Origin of the sequence: Vibrio renipiscarius (assembly GCF_000827885.1) — a bacterium.
Lineage (GTDB): Bacteria > Pseudomonadota > Gammaproteobacteria > Enterobacterales > Vibrionaceae > Vibrio > Vibrio renipiscarius.
Window position 1 is genome coordinate 390,338 of the sequence record NZ_JTKH01000024.1, and the last position, 24,110, is coordinate 414,447.

The 24,110-nt window shown below is 45.3% G+C and carries 20 protein-coding genes; 10 read left to right on the top strand and 10 right to left on the bottom strand.

What is annotated here, in order from left to right; translation table 11 throughout:
- Positions 1 to 193 precede the first annotated feature (193 nt).
- Both OJ16_RS15375 and OJ16_RS15380 read left to right on the top strand, forming a co-directional pair.
- Entirely contained in the window at positions 194 to 1,066 is an 873-nt protein-coding gene (locus OJ16_RS15375; protein WP_040992130.1) for a LysR family transcriptional regulator, read from the top strand.
- Positions 1,067 to 1,167: 101 nt separating this feature from the next.
- Positions 1,168 to 3,015, top strand: coding sequence for a putative bifunctional diguanylate cyclase/phosphodiesterase (locus OJ16_RS15380; RefSeq protein ID WP_040992131.1), 1,848 nt, complete (start codon positions 1,168 to 1,170; stop codon positions 3,013 to 3,015).
- A gap of 11 nt (positions 3,016 to 3,026) precedes the next feature.
- Here OJ16_RS15380 and OJ16_RS15385 read toward each other — a convergent pair whose 3' ends face one another.
- Together OJ16_RS15385 and OJ16_RS15390 are read right to left on the bottom strand one after the other, a co-directional pair.
- Positions 3,027 to 3,506, bottom strand: a complete 480-nt coding sequence (locus tag OJ16_RS15385; RefSeq protein WP_040992132.1) for a hypothetical protein — start codon at positions 3,504 to 3,506, stop codon at positions 3,027 to 3,029.
- 63 nt (positions 3,507 to 3,569) lie between these two features.
- Positions 3,570 to 4,082, bottom strand: coding sequence for a nicotinate-nicotinamide nucleotide adenylyltransferase (locus OJ16_RS15390; RefSeq protein ID WP_040992133.1), 513 nt, complete (start codon positions 4,080 to 4,082; stop codon positions 3,570 to 3,572).
- Positions 4,083 to 4,185: 103 nt separating this feature from the next.
- Here OJ16_RS15390 and nadE point away from each other — a divergent pair, with 103 nt between their 5' ends.
- Positions 4,186 to 5,013, top strand: a complete 828-nt coding sequence (gene nadE / locus OJ16_RS15395) for an ammonia-dependent NAD(+) synthetase (RefSeq protein WP_040992134.1) — start codon at positions 4,186 to 4,188, stop codon at positions 5,011 to 5,013.
- Positions 5,014 to 5,159: 146 nt separating this feature from the next.
- Here the strand turns inward: nadE and OJ16_RS15400 are convergent, their stop codons facing one another.
- From OJ16_RS15400 to OJ16_RS15415, 4 genes are all read right to left on the bottom strand, one after another.
- On the bottom strand, positions 5,160 to 5,825 hold the full coding sequence (locus OJ16_RS15400) for a LuxR C-terminal-related transcriptional regulator (RefSeq protein ID WP_040992135.1): 666 nt from the start codon (positions 5,823 to 5,825) through the stop codon (positions 5,160 to 5,162).
- A gap of 160 nt (positions 5,826 to 5,985) precedes the next feature.
- The gene (locus tag OJ16_RS15405) at positions 5,986 to 7,038 is read right to left on the bottom strand and encodes a S1 family peptidase (protein WP_040992136.1); all 1,053 of its coding nucleotides are present in this window, start codon (positions 7,036 to 7,038) and stop codon (positions 5,986 to 5,988) included.
- A gap of 293 nt (positions 7,039 to 7,331) precedes the next feature.
- Entirely contained in the window at positions 7,332 to 8,453 is a 1,122-nt protein-coding gene (gene gcvT, locus OJ16_RS15410) for a glycine cleavage system aminomethyltransferase GcvT (protein WP_040992137.1), read from the bottom strand.
- Between the two features lie 285 nt (positions 8,454 to 8,738).
- The gene (locus tag OJ16_RS15415; protein WP_040992138.1) at positions 8,739 to 9,362 is read right to left on the bottom strand and encodes a helix-turn-helix domain-containing protein; all 624 of its coding nucleotides are present in this window, start codon (positions 9,360 to 9,362) and stop codon (positions 8,739 to 8,741) included.
- Positions 9,363 to 9,836: 474 nt separating this feature from the next.
- Between OJ16_RS15415 and gcvH the strand changes: the two genes are divergently transcribed.
- The 3 genes from gcvH (at position 9,837) to OJ16_RS15430 (ending at position 14,636) form a co-directional block, all read left to right on the top strand.
- A complete protein-coding gene (gene gcvH, locus OJ16_RS15420) occupies positions 9,837 to 10,217 on the top strand; it encodes a glycine cleavage system protein GcvH (protein ID WP_040992139.1) in 381 nt (126 codons plus the stop codon).
- A 131-nt stretch (positions 10,218 to 10,348) separates the two neighbouring features.
- On the top strand, positions 10,349 to 13,216 hold the full coding sequence (gcvP, locus tag OJ16_RS15425) for an aminomethyl-transferring glycine dehydrogenase (RefSeq protein WP_040992140.1): 2,868 nt from the start codon (positions 10,349 to 10,351) through the stop codon (positions 13,214 to 13,216).
- Positions 13,217 to 13,748: 532 nt separating this feature from the next.
- Positions 13,749 to 14,636 carry a sensor domain-containing diguanylate cyclase gene (locus tag OJ16_RS15430; protein ID WP_052810389.1) on the top strand — a complete coding sequence of 296 codons (888 nt, stop codon included), beginning with the start codon at positions 13,749 to 13,751 and terminating at the stop codon, positions 14,634 to 14,636.
- 69 nt (positions 14,637 to 14,705) lie between these two features.
- Here the strand turns inward: OJ16_RS15430 and OJ16_RS15435 are convergent, their stop codons facing one another.
- Positions 14,706 to 15,551 carry an enoyl-CoA hydratase/isomerase family protein gene (locus OJ16_RS15435; RefSeq protein ID WP_040992141.1) on the bottom strand — a complete coding sequence of 282 codons (846 nt, stop codon included), beginning with the start codon at positions 15,549 to 15,551 and terminating at the stop codon, positions 14,706 to 14,708.
- Between the two features lie 184 nt (positions 15,552 to 15,735).
- Positions 15,736 to 16,611, bottom strand: coding sequence for a radical SAM protein (locus OJ16_RS15440; RefSeq protein WP_040992142.1), 876 nt, complete (start codon positions 16,609 to 16,611; stop codon positions 15,736 to 15,738).
- Between the two features lie 536 nt (positions 16,612 to 17,147).
- Here OJ16_RS15440 and OJ16_RS15445 point away from each other — a divergent pair.
- The gene (locus OJ16_RS15445) at positions 17,148 to 18,134 is read left to right on the top strand and encodes a zinc-dependent alcohol dehydrogenase family protein (protein ID WP_040992143.1); all 987 of its coding nucleotides are present in this window, start codon (positions 17,148 to 17,150) and stop codon (positions 18,132 to 18,134) included.
- A gap of 265 nt (positions 18,135 to 18,399) precedes the next feature.
- Positions 18,400 to 19,290: a LysR family transcriptional regulator gene (locus tag OJ16_RS15450; RefSeq protein WP_040992144.1), complete on the top strand. Its 891-nt coding sequence runs from the start codon at positions 18,400 to 18,402 to the stop codon at positions 19,288 to 19,290.
- A 172-nt stretch (positions 19,291 to 19,462) separates the two neighbouring features.
- On the opposite strand, the gene OJ16_RS15455 is transcribed toward OJ16_RS15450, so the two are convergent.
- The gene (locus OJ16_RS15455; protein ID WP_040992145.1) at positions 19,463 to 21,415 is read right to left on the bottom strand and encodes an amidohydrolase; all 1,953 of its coding nucleotides are present in this window, start codon (positions 21,413 to 21,415) and stop codon (positions 19,463 to 19,465) included.
- Positions 21,416 to 21,688: 273 nt separating this feature from the next.
- Here OJ16_RS15455 and OJ16_RS15460 point away from each other — a divergent pair, with 273 nt between their 5' ends.
- The gene (locus OJ16_RS15460) at positions 21,689 to 22,579 is read left to right on the top strand and encodes a LysR family transcriptional regulator (protein WP_040992146.1); all 891 of its coding nucleotides are present in this window, start codon (positions 21,689 to 21,691) and stop codon (positions 22,577 to 22,579) included.
- Between the two features lie 80 nt (positions 22,580 to 22,659).
- On the opposite strand, the gene OJ16_RS15465 is transcribed toward OJ16_RS15460, so the two are convergent.
- Positions 22,660 to 23,454: a hypothetical protein gene (locus OJ16_RS15465; protein WP_040992147.1), complete on the bottom strand. Its 795-nt coding sequence runs from the start codon at positions 23,452 to 23,454 to the stop codon at positions 22,660 to 22,662.
- A 264-nt stretch (positions 23,455 to 23,718) separates the two neighbouring features.
- Here OJ16_RS15465 and OJ16_RS20070 point away from each other — a divergent pair, with 264 nt between their 5' ends.
- Positions 23,719 to 23,886, top strand: coding sequence for a hypothetical protein (locus tag OJ16_RS20070; RefSeq protein ID WP_160289870.1), 168 nt, complete (start codon positions 23,719 to 23,721; stop codon positions 23,884 to 23,886).
- Positions 23,887 to 24,110: the final 224 nt, after the last annotated feature.

Sequence of the window (24,110 nt, forward strand, 5' to 3'; positions counted from 1 at the left end):
ATATGGCGCGCATTGTAACCTTATGCGCTCAATTTGGCGATATTCGCTCACGTGAAATACTCATGATAATGCGCCCTCACCCTATCTAGTTCGCTTGCATCGACAAAAAACAGCGTTTAAATTAATCGGTAAAAATAGCCTCACCTACATGGGAAACATCGCTTTCCTTTGGGACAACACGTAAAGGTATACAATGGATTGGTTACAAAACGTCAAGAGCTACATACTCGTCGTGGATGAAGGCAGTTTTAATGGTGCTGCGCGGCGTTTAAATACCACCAGCTCAGCAATCAGCAAACGCATTCATTGGCTAGAAGAACGCATTGGCGTGCAATTACTCAAGCGCACAACCCGTTCCGTCTCTCAAACCGAAGCTGGCGCACTGTTTTACACGCGAGCAAAAGTACAGATCGATGGCTGGCAATCTATTGTCGATGAAACACGATCAATCGACCAATCCCCAGCAGGACTACTAAAGATTGGCGCAACGCTCGCGGTAGGCTCAAAGTTCCTGGTGCAATATCTGGACGATTTCTTATCGCTCTACCCAGATATTCAAATTCAACTCACCACGACCACACCTGGCCAATTGCCTGCCTTGAGCTTGGATTTGTATATCAGCCGTGAGATCGAACAGCTCAACTCATTAAGCTTTAAAGCGACGCGATTATTTGAACATAAAGCCGGCTTTTACGCTTCGCCGCTCTATTTAGAACGCCATGGCGAACCCACCATCGTTCAAGACCTCAGCGCACACAACATACTCATTTGGGGCGAGCATCCACAACGCGAAGTTAAATTGTCAAAAGGTCAACGTGTCCTGCTCTCGGGGAATTTTTCCACCACGAATCCTGAAGCGCTTTTTTATGCTGCAAAAGCGGGAATGGGCGTTCTGCTCACCAACGATGTCATGATCAAAGAAGAATTAAAATTGGGGACGTTAATCCGGATTCTTCCCGATATCACGGCCGATGAAGCAACGGTTTATGCCTATCACCCCAAATTGGATTACCAAAATACCCGCACGCAATTATTTCTCGATTACTTGAAATCGCGCTTACTGTAAACACCTTTTACATTTGCAAAATAATGCAACTTGCTTCATATTTAATTTAAAGCGCTTTATCGGCAAGTAAACAGCGTAACCGTAGATAAGGAGAATTCGTTATGGCTAGGATTGCTAAAACGCATTCAATCGGTATGGATGAACTGAATCGCATTGTCGCCCTTGATGGCCCAGAGTTGCTTCATCAGATTACCTTAACATTACATAACATGTTTGATAGCCAGTGCTGCAGCATCATCGAGATCGACAAAGTTAACTATAGCGCACAAACGCTTTCCTTTGCATGTTCTCATCAAATTGCGCAGCCTTTTTCCTATTCGTTATCGGGAACGCCTTGCGATATTGTGAGTAAATCAGACAGTGTGTTCTGCTTATTTGAAAAAGACGTAAGACAACAGTTTCCGCAAGATACGTATCTCGTTGATAACGACGTTGAGTCGTATTTAGGAGTGCCACTGCGCAACCGTTCAGGGGATATTTTAGGCATATTGCTGTCTACATTCACGGCTGAAACCAAGCAGACATCCTCTTTAATCTATTACCACACCCTGTTTGCCAACATCGTCATTCATAGCTTACGATCGAAATGGCTGGCCGCTCGCTCAGATACCTTAGTCCATCAACTCAGTCACGAAGTCTCTCACGATAACTTGACTGGGTTGCTCAATCGCAGTTATTTATCCAACTCGCTAGAACGGTTCACTCAAACAAAATCCGAACCTTTTACCCTCGCTTACATTGATATCGACAACTTTAAATCCATCAATGATCTCTATGGCAATTATATTGGTGATCAGGTACTTAAATTCGTTGGCAGAGCGATTGAGGAAGCATTACAAGAAGAAAACCAAGCGTATCGAATTGCTGGAGATGAGTTTGCTTTTATTACGTTTTCAAGCGATCCACTGGCCATTTGCCAAACGCTAATTTCACGCCTCAATAAAGGGTACACCGACCCATCACATAGGATAAAAATCAGCATCAGCATTGGGTTGGCACGCAAAACCGAACAGCGCCTCACCCCCGATCAATTGATCCTCAATGCCTCACTGGCTTTGAAAGATTGTAAGCAGACTCGCAATAGCAAAGTACAAAGTTACGACACGCATTTGAGTGCGCAATACTATCGTCGAGCCATGGTTATTGACGCGCTGCGGAATGAGTTAGACAGAACATCAGACGCTGGTAGTGAAATTTATGTGGTCGCACAACCGATCGTTTCGCTTGATTCTGAGCGCTGGGATTATTTTGAAATTCTGACTCGCTGGAATAGCGACACGTTAGGGGCGGTTTCGCCGGCAGAATTTATCGAAGCGGCCGAACAATCGGGATTAATCATAGAGTTGGGCGAACGCATCGTTGAGTTAGCGTGCGTGGCAAAACAAGAGTTAGAAGCTGGTCTTGGCTATAAGATTCGCCTCAGCTTAAATTGCTCAGCGCATGAATTAAGTGACTCATCACGTTATATGCGCCACCTGACAAAAACGATTACCCGCATGAACTTTGAACCACGCGAATTTACGATTGAGTTAACCGAAACCGTGTTACTTTCGCAAACCAATAACGTGCGTTATATCCTAGATAAACTGCGTAATCAGGGTTTTACGATCGCTCTTGATGATTTTGGCACGGGTTACTCTAGTCTAAATTACATTCACAGCTACCCGATCGACACGATTAAGATCGACGCAACCTTCATTAAGAATATGCTGAGCAATGAAACCTCTGAGCGCGTCGTGTCATTAATTATTCAGTTGGCGAAGCAGTTGGATGTTAATTTGGTAGCGGAAGGCGTTGAAAGTGAGGAGGCACTGCAAAAACTAAAAGGCATGGGCTGCAATCAGATCCAAGGCTACTTTTTCTCTAAGCCAGAGATCCCAATCAACATCATTACCCACTATGCAAATGTCAGTTCAACCAGACAAAAAGGAATGGGTCAGGCAAACTAAAAAAAGTGCCGTTAAAACGGCACTTCAACTTGCATCATGAGATTATCTTGGTGCTCATCATGCCATAAGTAATCCAACCTAAATCTCGGCTTCCCGTCTTGCTTATCACCAAACCCGACGCTAAACATCAAGCCGTGATCCATAAGCCACTCTTCCGCCGTCCGTTCTTCTTCCGTCGAATTCGCCCCGTCAGGCTGCCACCAGCCAACACCAAAATAATTATCGGAAAAATTTTTCGTAAGTACCGGATTTGTTTCCGTTTTCAATACCCATTCTGACCAATAATCAGTTTCACTCGTGCTTTCTTCTTCCAACAAAATCGGAATCGATGATTGCTCATACGTGTACAAACTGTCATCGAGAAACGTAAAGCATAAATCGTCTTCTTGATACGTTAATTGTCCGTCCACTTCCGTTGTGTAATTTTGATCGCAAGCAATAGTAAAAGCTGAAAATAGGCCAAAAATAAGCAGCGCGCTTTTCTTCGCCATAAACACCTCAATGCCCTGATTGATACATAGCGGTCGTATTAACCAAGGTTATTGATATTTGAGTTAATAATAGTTATTTTTGGTTAAAATAGCGCAAACGTTTGAGGTTGTTAAGTGATTAATTTCGATTCCTTGCGCGAGCGCATTTCGTATGTCAGTACTGCGAATCGCCACTTTCTCTGGGCATGCCATCACCGACCATCGGCGGACAATTTCTTGGGCATTATAAAACTGAGCAAAACTAAAAAAATTATCCGGTCCAATCACGAAAGTAAGCTCAGCGGCATGATCTTCCTCTTGCAGCGCATTCAGCACAGCGTAGGTAGTGACGGGTTGCTGTGAGACGTTAAACAACTGCTCTTCAATCGTACAACGCGCCACATTCGCCATCTTTAAGTCATCAATAAACGCATCCACCAACTGTGTACGTAAAGTATAGTCCAACATTTCTTTACCCCAAGCATGTGCAATGCTGGGAAGCAACAAAATACGGTCAAAATGAGCAAGTGATTCAATTACGCTCTTATGGCCTAAACTCGGCGGATTAAAGGCGCTGCCAAATACGGCAATTTTCATAATTTCTTACCTTGAATGGGCGGAAATCCGTGTTCTCGGTTTTCTATTTATTGGTTTTAGGTATGATACTACGATACACAATATAGCTGCAGGAAGAAAACTAATGGAACAGTTGATTCGCGATGAAATGCGCGTCTTACCGTCGATTGACCCTCATTTTGAAATCACTCGTCGCGTGGATTTTATCAAACGTAAGTTAACCGATTCAGGCTGCAAAGCGCTGGTTCTTGGCATCAGTGGCGGTGTGGATTCAACCACCTGCGGTCGCCTTGCACAAATTGCCGTTAATGAACTTAATGAGCAAAATGATCACGGCTACCAGTTTATCGCGGTGAGATTGCCCTACGGCGAGCAACAAGATGAAGATGAAGCTCAGCTCGCCCTGCAATTTATTCAACCAACACATTCCGTTTCCGTTAACATCAAAGATGGTGCTGACGGACTGCATGCCGCCGCGTTAGTTGGGCTTGAAAACACAGGCTTAATTCCACAAGATCCGGCAAAAGTTGATTTCATCAAAGGCAACGTGAAAGCGCGAGCGCGTATGATCGCTCAATATGAAATTGCAGGGTTTGTCGGCGGCCTAGTACTAGGGACCGATCACTCCGCAGAGAACATTACCGGTTTTTATACCAAGTTTGGTGATGGTGCTTGTGATTTAGCGCCACTGTTTGGCCTTAATAAGCGACAAGTACGCGAAGTGGCGGCCACGTTAGGCGCACCCGAGCAACTGGTTAAAAAAGTCCCGACGGCCGATCTAGAAGAACTGGCGCCGCAAAAAGCCGATGAAGATGCACTTGAACTGACTTACGACGAAATCGACGACTTCTTGGAAGGCAAACCGGTCTCTCAAAGAGCCTCTGAACGATTGGTGCACATTTACCGCATCACACAGCACAAACGTCAACCGATTCCAACGATTTACGACTGATCGGCAGACGCGGCGAATCAAGCCCATAAAAATGCTAAAAGGGAACCTAGGTTCCCTTTTAAAAATAACGTTTCGCAATACCATTCCATCGTCGCGATATTTTCGCCTTTACGACACGATCAAAATAGCATGATCAAATCATCGCGTTAAACACGCTCTTCTAAGGCAATATTATTATTGGCCCATAGCAGCGCCTGTAAGCGATTCTTAGCGTTGATCTTCTTAAATATATTGTGCAGGTGCGTTTTCACCGTATTTTCACTGACAAAGAGGTCATCTGCGATTTGAAGATTGGATGCGCCATGCCCCAGTAAACGCATGATTTCTTTTTCACGCTTGGTCAAGTTCGCGTAGACCTGAGAAGTCGTCACTGAATTCGCGCAACGGAAATGTTCGATATAGTCTTGAGCGACCTTACGAGATAACCACATTTCATCTTGCATGATCTTATCCATGCCCTTCAACAGAAGCGTAATATCATCTTCCACATAAAAGACACCCACTAAATTTCGCCACTTGAACAGTTGAGAAGAAGGCACATCTTTAGGACAATTTATAACGATCTCTTTGGCATTGGTATTCGCCGCCAATTTCACTTGGTTATACAGTTCAAAGTTCGTTTCATTAAAGTAATTGAAATCAATCAGCACGTAATGACTCAGTCGTGTTTCGTCTGCGCTTTCATCTAAGTCATCAAGAGAAACGAGCTCAACGTCCATCTTGATGCCCCTCTCTAATGAATCTTTGAACAACTTCGATTGCATACTCACGTCAGATAGTAAAGTAATGTTGTGGGTGTTCGTCGCACTCATAGTGATTTCTCCAAAATCTGCTTCGTTAGATCGAGTTGATTATTACAACAGTATTACCTAAAACTATCGTTTAGTCACAAATAGTCAACACGATGCTAGATCACACTTTCCAGCTTGACGATAATAATTTTAATAATATTAAATAGTTACGACTTACTTCTTAATTTTGAGAACAGGCAAGATTACTGAGATATCTATTGCGCAACCTTTTGCTATGTCGCAAATGGAATACAATCAAAAGTCCTAAAAGGGCCGCAATGGAAAGATTAGCCCCAGATCCCCCGCTTTCTGCTGGCACGATGTCTTCTGAATTATTGCTGCGTCGATCAATGACCACGCGCTCACCGTCCTCTAATACCACTTGATAAACCGGCGTGACTTCGCCGTTTAACACCGTAGTAATCCACTCTTCATACGCGGCGACATTGGTGAATCCTGACGTAACTTCTGTGCTTAGGGCGGGATCACCGCATTGCGCTAAGCCAAAACTGGTGATACCGATTTGTACATACCCGCTTGCCGTAAACTGATAAACCGGCCCGCCTGAATCGCCATCACACGGCGAATTTTGCAAAATGCCATTTGGTAATGTGCCATCAAAACAGTACTGTTTCGCCGTAAAATTATCGCCCCAAGCGGTTTTGCATTGGCTGAGCGTTAACGGGGTTAACGTCGCCTCTAGTAGGTTGTTTTCATTGATGTATTGGCCACTACTGGCATCGTAAATCAACCCGTGCCCAACAATTTTATAGGTGTCATTACTGGCTAAATCACCGGAGGAATCCAGATTCAGTTGCCCGATGAGGTCCCCTGTACCTAGATCACTTTCGAGTTTTAAAATAGCAATATCATCGGGCCACAAAGCGCTGGCAGAATTGACAAATGTTGAGGGGAAAAAATACTCACTGACCCGTTGCGGTGCAACCGAGGCATAATCCGTTTCGTCCACCAGCTGCGAGACAACCGTTATCTTATCGAGATCTTCGTTCTCGGCAATACAATGCGCCGCCGTTAATACGTAACGATCATTAATCACCGTTGCCCCGCAAAAACTCCGGGTATAGTTGCCATTTTCGTCTTCATAAAACAAGCTGGCAACGTTAGGGTAATCGGCAATAACCACGTCCGTGCCATTAATAATGTAAGGTGAGACCTCTAGACTATGAGCACAAACACTCATCAATAGAGAACCACTCAATATTAACTTTCGCATTAACACCCTCCTTGTTAAACGATGTATCCATTACCGTGTACAAATCATACTTTATGCACATGCTTTAAATATAAGACACACAGATCAAAACCTCGCCTTATCAATAAAAAACCTCTCAAAGAGAGGCTTTATAATGGTCATATACTAAACGGCTAGGCAAACGACTTGGCGATGCCGGTAGGCGGCAAGCGAACAAAGCCTTTGAGCATAGATACGCGATGTGATGAGGTTTGAGAGTGCCAGTCAAACACCGCTGCAACGTCTAGTAGGACGAGGATACGTATCCAAGCGCATTATTTGCCACGATAATATCTTTGCGGAACAAATGGCATTTTTTCAATCGTCATTGCAAGCCTCTTGCCGCGCACTTCAGCAAATATTTGATTCCCTATTAAGGCAGACTCAGCGTTGACGTACCCCATGGATACGGGCTTACCCGCAGATGGCCCCGCTGTACCACTGGTGACCACCCCGATTTTTGTGCCTTGCGCATCAAAAAGTTCACAACCTTCGCGCACCGGTGCTTTGGTTTCACCCACCAATCCAACACGTTTACGCGCCACTTGCTTTGTTTCAATTTGAGTCAAAATGATATCAGCACCGGGAAAGCCGCCCGCACGAGCTTCGCCAGAGCGACGTACCTTTTGAATCCCCCACAACAAACTCGCTTCAACTGGCGTCGTGGTAGTATCGAGATCATGGCCGTATAAACACAAACCACACTCTAGGCGTAATGAATCACGCGCCCCAAGGCCAATCCATTCGACTTCATCTTCCGCTAATAATGTTTGTGCTAGTGCTTCAGCTTGCGCAGCGGGCACGGAGATCTCATAACCATCTTCTCCGGTATAGCCACTGCGTGAGATAATGCATTCAACCCCCATCACCTCAAATACACCGACATCCATAAAGATCATGTCCGCGACGGAAGGTTGCAGCCGCTTGAGCACATCAACCGCCTTCGGCCCTTGTAGCGCTAATAGAGCTCTGTCTTCAATCACCTCTAACTCAACATGCTGGGGAAGGTGTGCTTGCAAATGCGCAATATCTTGCGTCTTACACGCGGCATTCACCACCACGAACAAATGGTCACCTAAGTTCGCCACCATCAAGTCGTCCATGATGCCGCCTTGAGGGTTCGTAAAAAAAGCATAGCGCTGATTGCCCGCGGGTAAATCGATAATATCCACTGGAACAAGTGTCTCAAGAAACGCCGCAGCATCGTCGCCTTTTAACCTTAATTGCCCCATGTGCGAAACATCAAACAGTCCGGCATGCGCTCGAGTGTGTAAGTGCTCTTTCTTGACACCCAACTTGTACTGCACGGGCATATCGTAGCCAGCAAAAGGCACCATTTTGGCTCCGGCTTCGATATGTAAGGCGTGTAATGGCGTAGTCAATAGTGCTTGAGTCATGAGGCTCTCCAAATGTCCGTTTGGTTCTACGGGTAATCTCACTTTGCTATTCAAATAATCGAATAACACGGTTAAGAAAGGTCGAATAAATCTTGTTTCCGATAATAAACACGAAGGTCAACGCTTTGCACGGTTAAACGTGGGTCACTGATGCAAAGTGTGACATTTAACATTTAAAACACATTCTTAAACACAGAACAAGCGCCCCTAAGGAGGATGAGGCTAACACTCGCACTCCCCACGAACCCGTATCCCATAATGCATTTCACATCATAAATCTAACGCTTATTTTGCCGTCACCCACAAAATCAATGCATCTTCACCACTCACAGAAACCAGCATGTGGCCCATGTTGGCATCATAGTAAACGCTATCGCCTTCGCTTAATTGCACCGGTTCATAGAACTCAGAAAAGAAGGTCACGACCCCAGAGAGAATCAATAAAAACTCTTCCCCTTCATGCCTTACCCAATCACCGTACTCCTCAAACGAGCGTGCTCGTACGCGGCTTTTAAACGGCATCATTTTCTTGTTTAGTAGTTGGGTTGCGAGTAATTCATGCTCATAGGTTTGGGTTGGATGTGGCTTTCCATCGCCCTGCAAAGTAATATCCCGACGCCCTGTTGCCACTTTTTTATTTGGTTTTTCAAACAGTTGTGGCATATCAATTTGCAAACCATGGGCGAGCTTTTGCATCGCTTGAAAGGTGGGCGATATTTGCTCGTTTTCAATTTTGCTTAGCGTTGAGCGAGCCAATCCCGTTCGCTGACTGGCTTCTTCTAAGGTGATCCCAAGACGAGTACGGATCGCTTTAATGCGCTCACCCAACTTAAGTGGAGCAATGGTCTGCTCGTGGCTTTCTTTGGCTAATGTGAGTGATGGATACTCATCATAGATCTCTTCTGCCATGCATCCCCCTGCGTTTTGTACTTCCTGTATAACGTGTCATTGTGCAGTAAGCCCCCAGAATAAAAAAGGACAAAAGTTCGCCAATCGTGGGGTCGTTAACAGATTTAGAAACTATGTTTCCTATAGGAAACTTTGGGGTTGATTGTTTTTACATCAACCGCTATGTTACCAAGATGTTAGCCTGAAAATATTTTAATCGCGGCGATGGCATACCTCCAATAGCGCACAAAAACGATTTATTGAGGGCTTCACTCGTCGCACTAGCATTCGTGATGATCACAACATACGCATCGTCGTTTTGGTGTGATAATTAGCCTAGGCACACTAGCCTAGCAAGATTTAGACTCACCGGAATTAAGACAAGTGCGCAGCGAAAGGGACTTAAACCCAATACGCATAGAAGATGAAACAGATGGTAGAGACATCTGCCCAGCACTCACTCTTGACCTAAAAATTAAATGTGGAGATTAAGCAATGGACAAAACCCTCAAGTTTACAGAAAGCCACGAATGGGTACGTGACAACGGTGATGGCACCGTCACAATCGGTATCTCAGAGCATGCACAAGAAATGCTCGGTGATGTCGTTTTCGTAGACTTACCTGAAGTCGAAGCAGAAATCGATGCCGGTGAAAACTTCTCATTGGTCGAATCAGTGAAAGCCGCATCAGACATCTATGCGCCAGTCACCGGTGAGATTATCGAAGTCAACGAGGAGTTAGAAGACAGTCCAGAGCTCATCAACGAAGAACCTTACGATGGTGGTTGGATTGTGAAGGTGAAGTTGGCTGACCCAGCAGAACTGGATGATCTCAAAGACGCCGAAGAATACTTAAACTCTATCGAAGAAGAGTAATCAAATATCACTAAAAGCTGTCCATGAAAGTGGGCGGCTTTTTTTAAAGGCTCGTATTAATGGATACCGGCCCACTTCGTCCCCACGGGACAGGAGTGAGCTTCGCCATCTGAGCCAGAAGGTAAAGGACAATGACAACACTACTTCAAAGCCTCAGCACCCAACATGAGTTCGTCGCTCGCCACAATGGGCCAAATAAAGCCGACCAACAATCGATGCTTGATGCGATTAACGCAAAAAGTCTCGATGAACTCATTATCCAAACCGTTCCGGCGCAAATTCGCCTAGAAAAACCACTCGCGCTGACCGAAGCCAAAAGCGAAGCGGACATGCTTGGGGAAATGAAAGAGTTTGCCAAGCTCAACCAAATCAAACGCACTTATATCGGTCAGGGTTATTACAACACCTTCACGCCTAACGTCATTCTGCGCAATGTTTTTGAAAATCCAGGCTGGTATACCGCTTATACCCCTTACCAACCCGAAATCTCTCAAGGCCGTTTAGAAGCGCTGCTCAACTTCCAACAGATGGTGATGGATCTTACCGGAATGGAAATCGCCAACGCCTCGTTGCTCGATGAAGCCACCGCCGCCGCTGAAGCCATGACCTTATGCAAACGTGCCGGTAAAAGTAAGAGTAACTGCTTCTTCGTTGCATCCAATGTGCATCCACAAACCATCGAAGTCGTCAAAACTCGCGCGAAATTCATCGGCTTTGACGTCATCGTTGATGATCTTGATTCTCTAACCAATCACGAAGCCTTTGGTGCGTTAATACAATACCCATCCACCACGGGCGAAGTGCGTGACCTAACGGATTTAATTCACGCAGCTCAAGCCAACAAAATCCTCGTCACCGTCGCGACCGATCTGCTGGCAAGCACCCTATTAAAACCGGCAGGAGAAATGGGCGCAGACGTGGTCATCGGTTCCGCGCAACGCTTTGGCGTACCGATGGGATATGGCGGCCCACATGCAGCTTTCATGGCCACCAAAGACAAACATAAACGCACCATGCCAGGCCGTGTGATTGGCGTTTCAATTGATGCCAATGGCAACCAAGCACTGCGCATGGCAATGCAAACGCGTGAACAGCATATCCGCCGCGAGAAAGCGACCTCAAACATTTGTACTGCGCAAGCATTACTGGCCAATATGGCGTCTTTCTACGCGGTGTACCATGGCGCAGAAGGCTTGCGTACGATTGCACGTCGCACACACCACATGACGGCCATTCTTGCCGCTGGTTTAACCAAGTCGGGCTTTGAACTGGCGCATAACAGCTTCTTTGACACACTAACGATTAATAGCGGCGCAAAGACTGACGAGCTGTATCAAAAAGCACAAGCAAACGACATCAACCTACGTCTATTCAGATCAGCCCAGCAACTTGGGGTGAGCCTGGATGAAACCACCACCGTGGCGGATATCGAAGCCTTATTTGCAATATTCGGCATCGAACAAAATGCAGCCACACTCGCCTCGGATATTGAGAATAACGAGTTTGCCGCGATCCCAGAATCTTGTCGTCGCACCAGCGCCTTCTTAACCCACCCAGTGTTTAACACCCATCACAGTGAAACACAGATGATGCGTTATCTAAAACAGCTGGAAAACAAAGACTTCTCGTTGACTCACGGCATGATCCCACTCGGCAGCTGCACCATGAAACTCAATGCGGCCGCAGAGATGATTCCTGTCACTTGGCCAGAATTTGGCGCGCTGCACCCATTCGTCCCTCTTGAACAAGCAGCAGGTTACACCGCGCTGGCGAAAGATCTTAAACAGAAATTGTGTGAGATCACTGGCTACGATGACTTCTCGCTCCAACCAAACTCGGGCGCCTCGGGGGAATACGCTGGCTTAATCGCAATTCAGCGTTACCACGAAAGCCGTGGTGATACGCACCGCAATGTCTGTTTGATCCCAAGCTCCGCGCACGGCACTAACCCAGCGACAGCCTCAATGGTCTCGATGAAAGTTGTCGTCGTGAAATGCGATCAAGAAGGCAACATCGATATTAGCGACCTGGCGGATAAAATCGAAAAGCACCGCGATAACCTCTCCAGCATCATGATTACCTACCCTTCAACACATGGCGTGTATGAAGAGCAAGTGAAGCTGGTATGCGAAATGGTGCACGAAGCCGGTGGCCAAGTGTACCTCGATGGTGCCAACATGAATGCTCAGGTGGGCCTAACCACTCCGGGCTTTATTGGCTCCGATGTGTCACACCTCAATTTGCATAAAACGTTCTGTATTCCGCATGGTGGCGGTGGTCCAGGCATGGGGCCAATTGGTGTTAAATCACACCTTGCGCCTTTCCTACCCGGCCATATTGAAAATGGCGTTGAAGGCGAAGCCTTTGCCGTTTCAGCCGCCGATCTGGGTAGCGCCTCTATCTTGCCAATCTCGTGGGCCTATATTGCAATGATGGGCGAAGTGGGTTTAACCGAAGCAACCAAAGTGGCGATTCTAAATGCGAATTATGTCATGGAGATGCTACGCCCTTACTACCCTGTTCTTTACCGCGGCACTCATGGCCGAGTAGCCCACGAATGCATCATTGATATTCGCCCACTCAAAGAAGAAACAGGAATTAGTGAAGAAGACATTGCGAAACGCTTAATGGATTACGGCTTTCATGCCCCAACCATGTCGTTCCCAGTGGCAGGCACGCTGATGGTTGAGCCAACCGAATCAGAAGATTTAGAAGAGTTGGATCGCTTCTGTGAAGCCATGGTGGCGATTCGTTTAGAGATGGATAAAGTGAAAAATGGCGAATGGCCATTAGATAACAACCCGCTCGTCAATGCGCCGCACACTCAAGTGGATTTATCTGCCGAGCAATGGGACCGCCCATACTCACGTGAGGTCGCTTGCTTCCCATCTTATGCCACGAAACAATCGAAATATTGGCCGACAGTCAATCGCGTAGACAATGTTTATGGCGATCGTAACTTGATCTGTTCATGCCCAAGTGTGGACCATTATCAGTAACGTATATGGTCGCTGATTTGGATTGAATTGGATTGAATTATTAAGCGAACCGATTGGTTCGCTTTTTTTGTGCATTGTATTCAAAGGTCGTGATGTTGCCTTGCCAAAGAGTGATCAGAATACAAACGCATTTTGGTGACGTCAGATTTCACTCGAATGCGTAACGATTATTCGCGCTCACACTGGTTACTCATGAAAACTGGCTCTTTAGTAACAATCAAAAAAACGACATTTCCCAACTTACGTTAATTGCGCTTTGGGCCAATTTTAAAGTGAGCCAAGGTTAAATAAATACACATAATGCTTTTGTAAATCACCTATCGTTATCCACTATATTGTTTAATTTCCGACGATAGCCTATTTATAGGCCTGACCCATTTTGTTACCAAAATAAATAGCTTACCTCTTAAAGTTTTGTCTATAATTGCGTCTTCGGAAATCGATTAAGAACGAGTATTTCTATCAACAACTGACCATCTTCATGATGCGGTCTTTCTGTAACTTTAATATTTAAACCATCTTTGAGATTACAATGAGTTCGTCAAAAGGAAACAAAGATAGCCTCTTACTTAGTGGCTTGCGTACCGCACTCGATCATGTGCCATCTTTTGTTTATGTGAAAAATCGTAAGCTTGAATATGTATACGCCAACATACAAACATTAAAACTGTTTGAGTGCACAATGGAAGAGCTTTATTTGGCTTCCGATGGCCAATTTTTCCCGCCTGAAACCGCACAAAAGATAAAAGAAAATGATTTAAAAGCGCTATCGGGCGAGTCTACCGAAATTGAACTAATCGTAAATGACGGCTCTGCGAATAAGCGAATTTATCTTAGTGTCAACACACCCGTCTATTCTGATACTAACCATATTATTGGTGTTCTTGGTATTTCTACTGATATCACAACTCAAAAAGAACTTGCCGAAAAAGCAATAAAATTGGCAAAAACAGATGTACTGACAGGCCTAGTCAACCGACTTGAACTTGATAGTAAACTGAATCAAGAAATTCAACGTTACAAGCGTGACCAAGAACCGCTGAGCATTATTTTAGCGGATCTCGACCATTTCAAAACAGTGAACGATGATTTTGGTCACCTTGCGGGCGATAAATGCTTAGTGCAAGTTGCTAAAATTTTCGGCAGCCATTCTCGAATTGTTGATACCGCAGGCCGTTGGGGTGGCGAAGAATTCCTAATCTTATGCCCTCAAGCAGACTTAAAAAGTGCGATAGCTCAAGCAGAAACATATCGATCTCTTATTCATGACCATATTTTCCCGGAAGTGAAACATGTCACGGCAAGTTTAGGCGTTACCACGTTTCAGCCAAACGACACGCTTGAAACGTTCGTTGATCGAGCAGATCAAGCGCTATATAAAGCCAAAAGTCTGGGTAGAAACCGAGTTGAAGCTCTTTAAGAGAATAATATTGAGATCAAAAAAGCGCCTAAATATCAGGCGCTTTTTCTAAATCGAATTGAATTGGGATTAGTTGATGTCTTGAACCTTCATCACTAAGTCTTCCCAGTTACGCTGGTTTTCCATATCGTGCTCTAGGCCTTGATCATCAGCAATTTGGAAACGCTTAACAGCCGCTGTTTTGCTTGTCGCTTGATAAAGCCAGTACGCTTCCGCTTTTAGCGCTTCGTCAATGGGTTTATCAATGGACTCATACACCATCTGCTTACAAGCATTAATCGATTCCGCAGGAAACTTAGAAATGCGCTGTGCAAGTGCATCAACATATGGACCAATCTCATCCGGTTCTAACGCTTTGTTGATTGTACCGTAAGCTTCTGCTTCATCGGCATCAAAGTCACGTGCACTCAACACAATTTCTAGGGCACGGCCAAGACCAACCTGACGGGCCATACGCGATGCACCGCCACCACATGGCAAAATACCCATACCGACTTCCATTTGCATGAACTTGAATTTGCCACGAGCAGCGAAACGCATATCTAGCGCTAATGCGAGCTCATGGGCGCCCCCACGGGCAAAACCTTCAAGCTTAGCAATCGTTGCCTGAGGAACTTTACTGATTCGCTCACATACCACTTGCAAGTCTAGAAGCTGTGCGTCTTCACGAGAAACGGCCTCAGTCGACATGTCTTTCAATAGCTCAGTATCATAGTGACAAACCCAAACTTCAGGATTTGCTGATTGGAATACAACCACTTTAGTCTCGCGGTCACGCTCGAGCCTCATTGCCAGACTGTTTAAGTCTGCGAGCATTTCTTGCCCTTGAACATTCACTGTACCAAAGTCAAATGTAACGGTAAGAATTCCATTTTTCTGTTCTGTTGTAAACGTCTGAAAACCTGCATATTTCATAATAAACTCTCCGTGAGTTCTTTGAGAAGAATATGTAAACGGTATATTGTCGTAAATATAGATATACCATTACACCAATCCATACAATTAACGAAAATCACAAACTGAATTAGCAATAAATAACTAGTTTATTTGTGAGTTTGTGCTACCAAAATTAATTAACTCGAACGAAATAGATCTCACACTACCAAGCATAAGTTTCGATCACGTTTTTCTTTGCCATCGGGTTATGATTGATGTGTTTGTTAATATTTTCTAAAAATGGCTGACGAGCCTCCGGCCACACTCCTCGCATTGTCGCGATGTTATTACCGTGATCGCCCCAATAAAAGCATGGGAAATCATCCATATTTTCAAGAAGATATTTTTCTTCGTGGAGTATTTGTAGCGGGGTTGGTAAGACAAATTCGCCGTTGGCAACCTCGCGCTCCAATTGGCTACCGGGTTGTATCGCTAATGCCATCGGGGCTATCGCGTCAGGGTGCATGATATTAAGAAGACTGGTGGTGTTCTCAGCGTGTTCTTTTGAACGCTCACGACCGCCTAAACCAAAAATAAAAGAAGCAAGCACCTGAATGTTAGCCTCACGCGCCATCTCCATACCTTGGATGGCATGCTCTCGTGTCATGCCCTTTTTGATACGCTCTAACACAATAGGATCACCAGACTCAAGGCCTGAATATGCGGTGGTTAACCCAGCAGAGCGTAATTCTTTTAGCTCTGAAATGCTTTTGCGACGAAAATCATTAAAACCTGAATATAGGGCTAGGTGCTTTAATTCTGGAAACGTCATTTTGATACGATCAAGAATGGCGAGTAGCTTCTCTGTACGCATCGCCATGACGTTACCATCGATCAAAAAAATGGACTCGACCTTTGGATAAGTGGCACGAACCTCGGCGATATCTTTAAAGATATCGTCTATTTCACGAACTTTGAATCGCTTATCATCGAACATGGTACAAAAAGTACATTGATTGTTACTGCACCCTAACGTGGTTTGGATCAGTACACTCTCTGCTTCCATCCAAGGGCGATAAATTTTACCTTCGTAATGCATGTTAAGCTCCTAAGTCTGCGAAATTTCAACTTAGCCAAGCTTAAACACAAAAGGTTTTGTTTATAATACGCCGCAAAAAGAAATCAGAATTTACCTTTTGTTAATAATCAAAAAAGAGCTTGGAAATTCCAAGCTCTTCCGAGAATACGGAAAATAATAGGCTAGCTTGCCAACTTTTCTGTTAGCAGGGATTCAATGGACTCAACGAGTTTGTCGTTCTTCGCTTTATTCATTGCATCTACATGAGGAGCCGTGAAACAACCTGAATCATTATCAAAGTACTTACCTATTACGTTGGCAAAGGCTTCGACATCGGCAAGACTTGATAAGTCAGCGACATACCCGTCACCAAAATCGTTTTTTCATTATTTGTTCTCCATTGATCCTGCACCCATAGAGTATTCATAAATACTAAACAATCTCGCGACGCCATTATTAATAAAAACTTAATACTGATTCAGTCTCAAGCCATATTATCAAATCAAATCCGAGGTCTATACTAGGCTCATAACAACACATAACCGAGGTTACATCCCATGAAAGCTACAGTAATTCGCGCATTTGGTGGTACAGACGTATTTGAAACAGCAGAACTTCCTAAGCCAGAAGTCAAGCCAGGACACGTTGTTGTTAAGGTTGCAGCATCGAGTGTCAATACTATTGACATGATGATTCGTGATATGGGTGAAGCACTGCCCTTTCACCCACCACTTCCAGGTGTTCTTGGTATGGACTTCGCGGGTACTGTAGAAGCGGTTGGCGATGGCGTGACTGAATATTCAGTTGGTGATGAAGTGTATGGTTGTGCAGGTGGCCTTGGCGATCTTCAAGGTTCACTGGCTGAATATATGCTGGCAGACGTAGACTTGATTGCTCACAAACCTGCCAATATCTCGATGCGTGAAGCGGCAGCGCTACCACTGGTTGGCATCACGGCTTATGAAGGCTTGATTCGTGCTGGTATTACGGCAGATCAAAAGGTTCTGGTACACGGTGGCGCAGGCGGTGTCGGCCACGTAGCATTACAACTGGCTCGTCATTTTGGTGCGGAGGTTTATGCTACCGGTGCTGCGGGTGAGCAAACTGATTTAATCAGCCAACTTGGTGCAACAGCGATTGATTTTAAATCAGAATCTGTCGCTGACTACGTGGAAAAACACACATCAGGTGCGGGGTTTGACGTCATTTTTGACACGGTGGGCGGCGCAAACCTAAACAACTCTATTGAAGCGGCCAAGCTTAATGGCCAAATTACAACGACACTAGCGATGCATGAACAAGATCTAACAATGGTGCACATGAAAGGGCTATCATTACACGTTGTTTTCATGCTGCTGCCGATGATTTACAATGTTGGTCGCGCTGAGCACGGTAAGATCCTAAAAGCAATGGCAAAAATTGTTGAGGCTGGTGAACTAAAACCTGTACTTGATGCGAGCGAATTTACCCTTGAGCAAGCAAGTCAAGCACACGACCGTTTAGCGAGTGGTCAAGCGATGGGTAAGGTTGTTGTAAACATCTAATAACCACGACTCTGTTATTAGGCCCGCATATTATTGTGGGCCTTTTTGTTACTGCGATGGATTAACGGCACCCTATATCCGATTTTCTCAAGGCGCTATGCCCACGATATGGTTTGGAGTATCGACTGAAGGCATAATCAATGTGGTTGATTTGCAGAGATTGCGAAGACTTTGGCTGGAGCTTATGCTTGGTACACACGAAACACCATGATGAACACACCAGCTTCCCCCCGCACAACGTATTGAAGCATAAGGATTATCATTAATGAATATTGAGCACCTACGCCTGTTTGTGCGCATTGCCACCACACACAATATCAGCCAAGCCGGTAAAGAGTTAGGCTTATCTGCCCCGGTCGCTAGCATGCACATCAACAAACTTGAAGACAGTATGGGTGCTAGGCTTATTCACCGCACCACGCGAAAGGTTTCGCTCACAGAAGAGGGAGAAACGCTTCTCCCGTATGCTGAAGAGATCATTAGCAGTGTTGACGCAGCCCAAGCGACCGTTGGCACGGGGAAAGCTTGCCCTAAAGGAACATTAAGGATCACCGCGCCAGCCTCGTTTGGGCGAATGCACTTAATGCCCGCCCTGAAAGGTTTCTTGGCCCAATACCCAGAGCTATTTGTCGATATTCGGCTGACTGATTCTATGGTGGATTTGGTTGAGGGTGGTTTTGATGTTGCCATCCGTAATGCGGATTTAAAAGATTCGACCTTAATTGCAAAGAAACTCGCCACAGACAAACGCATTATGGTCGCATCACCTGACTACATCGCCACGCATGGTAAGCCTGCACACCCAACTGAACTTAAGAGCCACCTTTGTATCAATCAAACGGGTCTTGAGTCTTGGGCGTTCGATACACTTGAGGGTGTGCTGCACATCAAAGTGAAAGGAAAGATAAAAGTCGATCACGGTGAAGCCGTGCGTGATGCTGCCGTGGATGGTATGGGCATCGCCATGTGCGCCACTTGGATTGCCTACCAGCACTTACGTGATGGACGTCTTGTCGAAGTACTTGAAAACTATACCTTGATTGATAACTCAGACATTTGGGCGGTCTATCCAAGTTCAAGATTACTTGCGCCAAAGGTTCGAGCCTTTATTGACTACTTTTCTGAATACTACGGCACACCACCTTATTGGGATTGACCTCGATGGCTTAAGCCAATCGAACACCTGAACGACATAAATGCAGATAGCATTTTAATTTACCTAAGCACTGCCAGCGATTTCGCTAAATTAGAAAGTAACGACTTTCATCGCCGTTACTTTCTTTTGCTCGTGATTAAGAGTCACTTAATCAGTCATTAAGGATTTACTCTCAACGTTGCAACGTATCTGCCAATACTCGTTGGAAGTACAAACTGCTCTCGCATACATCGGCACCATGAGCATGGTTATGCCCCACATGGCTTTGCTCTTGCGAAATATGCCCTTCGTATTGACTGAGTTGGTTTAGTACCAACAGGTTACGTTTGCTACTCTTAATTCCCGCATTGCCTACCGCGATTTCGGCTGGCACACCGCGATAAACGGTTGCATGGACATCAATCTGGTTAATGGTTTCTGGCGCTACTTTATATGGGTTCGCTTCTAGCACCGTAAAATCCGCATATTTTCCTGGTTCGATGCTGCCAACATTGTCTTCAAGACGAGCGGTGTATGCCGCATCAATAGTGATCGCTTTCATCGCTTCGTCTACCGTAATACGCTCTTCTGGTCCCATCACGGTATCACCGGATAAACCAATGCGGTTAACGGCGGCCCAGACGAGTGATAATGGCTGAGCCGGAGCCATTGGCGCATCAGAATGCAGAGAAAAATGCCCACCAGCGTCGATAAATGAACGTCCACGAGACATCACCGAAGCTCGCTCTTCCCCCACCCCGTCTTCACTGTAAAGTTCAGAAAGAATGTGCGTGTAATACGGATTCACACTGAAGTTCGCGCCCAATTCGACTGCGCGTGGAATATCATCTTTGTCGGTAATACCTAAATGATGGAAACCCATTCGGTGGTCTTCACGTGGTGTCTCTTTCTGCATTTTCTCAACGATATCGATCGCCGTCTCAAACCCTAAGTCGCCATTTGCATGAATAATGATCGTGTAATCATCTTCCCAGTAAGGTCGCATGCTATCTTCAAGCTGAGCAGGCGTTTGCAACCACTCGCCTTCATGACCATCGATATAACCGTCTTTCATCATCATAAGTTGGCTATACATGGCGCCATCGGAGAACAATTTCACAAAATTAGGTAGCCACTGGATTTGTGCTTCGCCCGCCATAACCTTGGTTTGGGCTTCAGCCATCGCCTTGCCTTTCTCTGAATCGTAACCTGCCATCGCATAAGACATATTACCGGCAGGAATTAACCAATAGTCCATCGGAAAATTATCATCAAGCAGAATACTCACCATTTGTTCGTACAATGCAGGGGTCGCGATGACACCTGGGTCAACGGCTGTGGTAATACCACCAGAATGGACATAGTCACGGGTTCTTTCCATGCCTGTAACAAAACGACCTGACTCAATAAAGTATTGCATCACGGTTGGAGCAAGCACCTTCATGCCATTTTCAAAAGCATGGCCTTTTTCCCAATCCAGCTGTTCAAACGCCGGCCCGTCACCGTGCCAATCTGACTTATCCCAACCCAACATATTGATCGCGGCGTCATTAACGAAGAACTCATGTGCGCTACGATGCCAAACAAGAATAGGACGTTCTTTTGAGATCCCATTTAATATTTCACGGCTCATATCGCTGCCATGGAAGTAATGGTGATAGCCCCACGTAATGATTGGCTCGCCTTCCGGTAAATCCGCATGCAGTTGGTTAAGCCTTGCAAAATAAGCGTCACTCCCAACAACGCCTTTGCTTTCTCCCCAAGGGAAATTCCAATCAGCTGGGGTAATGAAATCCATGCCTAAAAACATCGCACTCATCCAAAGGTGAATATGAGGCTCCACAAAACCCGGTGTGACAACTTTATCGGCAAAATCACGGTTGATGCTAAAACCTTCCAACTCAGAGTATTTAGCGATAAGTGTCGCCTTCAGCCCCACCTCTAGTATCTTTCCATCCTGAACCGCAACGGCATTCGCCCCTTCAGGGGTATGTTCAGCCATAGTGATGAGATCCCCAGTTGCAAATAATGTCACTGGGCTATCGGAAGCGAGGTCAGTCACCGGTTTAACATCGTTTGCAGGAGAGCAGCCAACAATCAGTGCCACACTTGACGCGATTAGAGATAATTTAAAATGAGAATACATAACGTTCACCAATACTATTATTGAGGTTTCTCTTCCATGAGCTTGAGCTGAATATAAAGAAAATCAACTCCCGTGACTCGGATCTAATAAATCCATGCATGGTATCGACAAATAAACAATATCACTCTGAGCTTGACCCGAATATATTGACAACAAACTCCCGTGACTCGGCTCTAATAAACCCATCCTTGGTATCGATAAATCAACAATATCACTCTATATTCGTTCTAAATAATGCATTACGAAGGGTAAAACCCATCATTTGGAGTCTCTATGTTTTCTTATGAACACCTTGCCGCTTTCTGTGCGACGGTTGAAGAAGGCAGTTATAGTCAAGCTGCTAAGAAACTAGGTAAAGATAGAACGACCGTTCGCGAGCAAGTGAAAGCGCTTGAAGATAGTTATGCCGTATCTCTGTTTGATATCCAAGGCAAAAAAGCAGTGCCATCTGAAGAAGGCGGTGCTATTTATCGACATGCGAAATTACTGGTCAATAACAGTGAGCGCCTTAACGCTAGAATGATGGATAGCTACAAAACGGAATTCACCTCGTTTGATATCTACCACGATATTCTCGTTCCTAATGCGCTTATTGTTCATGTCGATCAATACATAAAAGAAGCCTTCCCTCACATCAAAGTGAACTGGCTGCATAGAAACAGACAAGACATTCTCCACGAAGTCTCTTCTAAGCCGAATGCGCTTGCGCTCATGCAATATCGACTGCACACCAAGACGGAACAGAACTACGAGTACATACATTTAGGATCTGACGAGCTCTCCGTGTTCTGCAATCCTAATCACCCTTTGACGAAAGTAAAACCTCTTGGTGTCAATGATTTAGAGATAGCCAAACAATACGTTAGTGAAAACCACATCCACTCTTTGAACGAAGTATTCTCCGTTTCGATTGATCAACATATCGTGAGCAACAACGATGTCCTTCTGGCGCTGCTACAACATGACGGTTGGGCATTCAGCAGCCGTGCGTTAGTCGCCCCACTGGTCAAAACAGGTCAGTTAGTGGAATTACAAACCGAAGAAATTGTCACTTCTTTCAAAATCGGGCTTTCATTTTATTTCCCAATATCAATGAAACGTTCGCCAGAATTGGAAGGGTTACAAAAAGCATTACGGGCGTATGCGAAAGCGAATATGAGTTAGCCAATCCAACTCGTCGAGCATAGAGATAGGTATTAGGGTTAGGAAGCGCCCATCCTTGGGCAAGCTTCCTTAAGGTGACATTAAAAGAACCACTTCACGCCAATCTCAGCTTTCAGTTCGACATCACCATCAATCGACCAGCCATCCGGTGTGGTGATGTCGGTACTGCCGTATTCCAGTTTCGTCATCAACCATTGCGTTCTGTCTGACTTAATCGGCGCATTAAACATCACATTAAACGACTTTGACTCCATCTCGACGGTGTCACCTTCAACATTGAAATACTCTGGCCACGCTTGGACGAAGGCACCGCTATCACCAATAGGCTGGGTCACAAACAAGTTCAACATGTAGCCATCCGCAGACTCGCCAAACACTTTACCTGTGGTGTATGCGGCGTTAGGAAATACCATCGCTCCTCCGGTGTAAGCAGGGTTAATCAACCCGATCGCCCCCACAGACAGTAACGTTGTATCTTTGTAACCTAACCCTTTCATGGCTCCTGCCGTGCCGTTTTGGTGGATAAGATCCGTAGAGAGACCGACTCTTGGCATGAACTCATTGTCCATCGCATGCACTTGGAAATATTGCGCGCGGCTCTTTTGATAATCCAAACCAAATTTATCTTTGCCTTGCCGCTTCGCACTGTCGTTACCGAAGTTACCTTCCACAAAACCCGCAAACTGGATATCTTCGGTCCAAGCGCCAGTAAACATTGACGACACTCGAATATCGGCGTCCGATGTAACAAAAAATGCTGCTTGTGTATAAACGCGGGTAAGATCCGATGGGTCAATCACTTCACGCTCTTCAGCATAAACAGCGCCCGACGTGAGAGTAGTAAGAAGTGCTAAGTGAATCGTTGTTCTATTCATATTGGTTTACCTTGTAATCGTTCATCACCTCTCTGAATCCTTCCGGCTGTGACGTTGAGTAAATTAACGTGGATAGTGGCGGTTACGAGTCACTTTAATTGGGAGTTTGCATTCATAAAAACACATATTGATGGGCATATCCCATCATTAGCATTCTCATCAAATCTATCCAGTCTCTTACTTTTGAACGAATTTACCCATCATATGTGATTTTTGGCATTTTCTGGCGACTGCTAAGATACGTCTATGACTGAGGAGGCGCATATGACCAAACAGACTTTTCTAGCACTTATTTTTATTGGGTTGCTCATTCTGTCACCCATGATATTCGCTCACCTTGTAGCGAATTTTGCTGCCCTCCCCAACGACCGTTTCGAGCCTGACGCCGCTTCCCTCACCCATGTCTATGATTTGTTGCTGATGAGTAGGTAACCCTTGCCTTTGCTCCGAACAATAGCCATCAAGACAGTTGTAACGGCATAGCACATTGAGTCACTTAGGTAGAGTTCTGACATAAGAAAAGGTCAGTCAACGATCGCGTTGGAGAAGCGTGTGCCAAATCAGTTGAAACAAGGAAAGGAGCACTTTCATGCTTGAAAGTGCCAACTGTAACGTTTCTTGGAAACAATGAGCGAAAGTAAAGGATCTAAAGCGAA

Excerpts from the sequence above, each read along its gene's own strand:
- nadE (WP_040992134.1), top strand. The coding sequence starts at position 4,186 with ATGGAACAGTTGATTCGCGATGAAATGCGCGTCTTACCGTCGATTGAC.
- OJ16_RS15405 (WP_040992136.1), bottom strand. The coding sequence starts at position 7,038 with ATGCGAAAGTTAATATTGAGTGGTTCTCTATTGATGAGTGTTTGTGCT.
- OJ16_RS15455 (WP_040992145.1), bottom strand. The coding sequence starts at position 21,415 with ATGTATTCTCATTTTAAATTATCTCTAATCGCGTCAAGTGTGGCACTG.
- OJ16_RS15435 (WP_040992141.1), bottom strand. The coding sequence starts at position 15,551 with ATGAAATATGCAGGTTTTCAGACGTTTACAACAGAACAGAAAAATGGA.
- gcvP (WP_040992140.1), top strand. The coding sequence starts at position 10,349 with ATGACAACACTACTTCAAAGCCTCAGCACCCAACATGAGTTCGTCGCT.
- OJ16_RS15375 (WP_040992130.1), top strand. The coding sequence starts at position 194 with ATGGATTGGTTACAAAACGTCAAGAGCTACATACTCGTCGTGGATGAA.
- OJ16_RS15440 (WP_040992142.1), bottom strand. The coding sequence starts at position 16,611 with ATGCATTACGAAGGTAAAATTTATCGCCCTTGGATGGAAGCAGAGAGT.
- OJ16_RS15430 (WP_052810389.1), top strand. The coding sequence starts at position 13,749 with ATGAGTTCGTCAAAAGGAAACAAAGATAGCCTCTTACTTAGTGGCTTG.
- OJ16_RS15450 (WP_040992144.1), top strand. The coding sequence starts at position 18,400 with ATGAATATTGAGCACCTACGCCTGTTTGTGCGCATTGCCACCACACAC.
- OJ16_RS15460 (WP_040992146.1), top strand. The coding sequence starts at position 21,689 with ATGTTTTCTTATGAACACCTTGCCGCTTTCTGTGCGACGGTTGAAGAA.
- OJ16_RS20070 (WP_160289870.1), top strand. The coding sequence starts at position 23,719 with ATGACCAAACAGACTTTTCTAGCACTTATTTTTATTGGGTTGCTCATT.
- OJ16_RS15445 (WP_040992143.1), top strand. The coding sequence starts at position 17,148 with ATGAAAGCTACAGTAATTCGCGCATTTGGTGGTACAGACGTATTTGAA.
- OJ16_RS15415 (WP_040992138.1), bottom strand. The coding sequence starts at position 9,362 with ATGGCAGAAGAGATCTATGATGAGTATCCATCACTCACATTAGCCAAA.
- OJ16_RS15390 (WP_040992133.1), bottom strand. The coding sequence starts at position 4,082 with ATGAAAATTGCCGTATTTGGCAGCGCCTTTAATCCGCCGAGTTTAGGC.
- OJ16_RS15380 (WP_040992131.1), top strand. The coding sequence starts at position 1,168 with ATGGCTAGGATTGCTAAAACGCATTCAATCGGTATGGATGAACTGAAT.
- OJ16_RS15400 (WP_040992135.1), bottom strand. The coding sequence starts at position 5,825 with ATGAGTGCGACGAACACCCACAACATTACTTTACTATCTGACGTGAGT.
- OJ16_RS15465 (WP_040992147.1), bottom strand. The coding sequence starts at position 23,454 with ATGAATAGAACAACGATTCACTTAGCACTTCTTACTACTCTCACGTCG.
- gcvT (WP_040992137.1), bottom strand. The coding sequence starts at position 8,453 with ATGACTCAAGCACTATTGACTACGCCATTACACGCCTTACATATCGAA.
- OJ16_RS15385 (WP_040992132.1), bottom strand. The coding sequence starts at position 3,506 with ATGGCGAAGAAAAGCGCGCTGCTTATTTTTGGCCTATTTTCAGCTTTT.
- gcvH (WP_040992139.1), top strand. The coding sequence starts at position 9,837 with ATGGACAAAACCCTCAAGTTTACAGAAAGCCACGAATGGGTACGTGAC.